General features: G+C 50.5%; 2 protein-coding genes. Both read right to left on the reverse strand.

What is annotated here, in order from left to right; all coding sequences use genetic code 11:
- Nucleotides 1–426: hypothetical protein (locus QF669_00080; GenBank protein MDP6455841.1), on the reverse strand; the 426-nt coding region annotated here is incomplete at its 3' end.
- 19 nt (nt 427–445) lie between these two features.
- A partial coding sequence (gene narH / locus QF669_00085; protein ID MDP6455842.1) for a nitrate reductase subunit beta occupies nt 446–1,919 on the reverse strand: 1,474 nt, incomplete at its 5' end.

The raw sequence follows: 1,919 nt of genomic DNA on the forward strand, positions 1-1,919 counted from the left end.
CTTATCTCTCACGGGATCGTCTTTTGCTTCAGCAGTCAGGGAAAGAAAATCCACCATTAACGGCAGGTAGTCCGGTAATTCTTTACCATTGGGCGTCTGACCGAAATGACTGTAAATTCCTGCCAACTCGATCATGTACCCATTTCTGTCAGACACTGCAGAATTGGCGCACGTTTTTGGCTCGTCATAAGTGTGACTGCCAAGATAAAGCGGGCATTGAGGATCCAATTCAAATAAATCAATATAATCTTCTTCGGAAATAGCATGTTGCCCAAGGAAACTGGAAAGCAGTGCCGCGCTCTCTTGGTCGATGCTCTCCAAGTCTTTTACTACTTCTTCGGCGCTTTTTTGAATTCCACCGCTGTTATCAACTGAGTCGAGCGGATTGCACCATAACTCGGCAACGAGCGCATAAACATCTTTCAATATTTGCTCTTTGTTCATACTACTCGTAACTTTTTGATTCTGTGTGGTGTGACTTAACGTAACTTTTCCTTCGTTTCATCGGCGACCAAGGACTCATCTGATCGAAGCCGGCGAGGCCACGCTCGGTGTACGGACTAATATCCGTCTCTTCACGCTTAGCGTTAGGAACCACAAAGCGTTCGTTGTAGAAGGCGAGGGAAAATGCCCGGACTATATCTTTAGCATCTTGTTCGCTCAATCCGACCCGCTTGAGCACTTCCAGATCGGGCTGATTGTCCACCCTGACACTCCTTGAGTAGTGCCGCACCGCAAGTTGCCGTAGCAGGGTTTTCTTCACCACTTCTTCATTGCCAGCTCCAAACATACTGGCAAGGTACTTGAGTGGAACACGGAATTTTCCCAACTCATCAAGACTCAAAAGCGGACCGTCTGACGGTTCATCCATACCGAAGATATCGTCACCCGTTGGCGTATTCTTCCCCGCACTGGTGGTGATGGGGGCCAGGGGCGGAATGTAAAACAGGCTCGGCAGGGTCCTGAATTCGGGATGAAGCGGCAGCGCCAACTCCCATTTCTTGACGATCTGATAAATGGGCGAGCGTTGTGCTGCGTCAATCCAATCGTCGCTGATACCGCTCTCCTTGGCCCCTTTTATCACCGCTGGATCAAACGGATCCAGAATGATGTCTCTTTGCGCCTCCACAAGATCGTGGTCATTCGCCAAGGCAGCCTCCTCTACCCGGTCCATGTCATAGAAAATAAGCCCAAACGAACGGATTTTCCCTACACAGGAGTGGAAGCAAACTGGGGGCAGGCCCGATTCGATCCTCGGGTAGCAGAGAATGCATTTTTCCATCTTGCCGCTGGCCCAGTTGTAATAGGGCTTTTTATACGGACAGGCAGAAACGCAATAGCGCCAGCTGCGACACCTGTTTTGATCAATAAGAACCACGCCATCTTCCTCCCGCTTATAAGCGGCACCAGACGGGCAGGCACCCGCGCAACCGGGATTGAGGCAGTGATTGCATATGCGGGGGAGATAGAAATAAAAGACATCTCTGAACTTCAGGGTGGCTTCTTTTTCCTCTTGACTCATGTTTTCGAAATTCACATCGTACTTACCGGTAATGTGGGCACCACCGGCGTTATCTTCCCAATTCACACCCCAGTTAATGGGGACGTCCTCTTCTTCGGTGACCATAGACTTCGGGCGCGCGGTTGGCGGCTGGTCGGTCGGCTTGCTGTCATGCAGGTCGTCGTAGGTGAAGGTATAGACATCACCGTCGCCGTAGTAATCTTTCATCTCCGGCGTGTGCGGATTAAAAAAGAGATTGGAGAGCATGTAGGCCCTGCTGCCATAACGAAGTTTCAGCTTATCGCCATTCTTCTCCCATCCTCCTTTCCACACATCCTGGTTTTCCCACTGCTTCGGGTAACCGATGCCCGGTTTGGTTTCGACATTGTTCCACCACATGTATTCGGCACCCTCACGG

The organism is Candidatus Neomarinimicrobiota bacterium (genome assembly GCA_030743815.1).
GTDB lineage: Bacteria > Fidelibacterota > Marinisomatia > Marinisomatales > S15-B10 > UBA2146.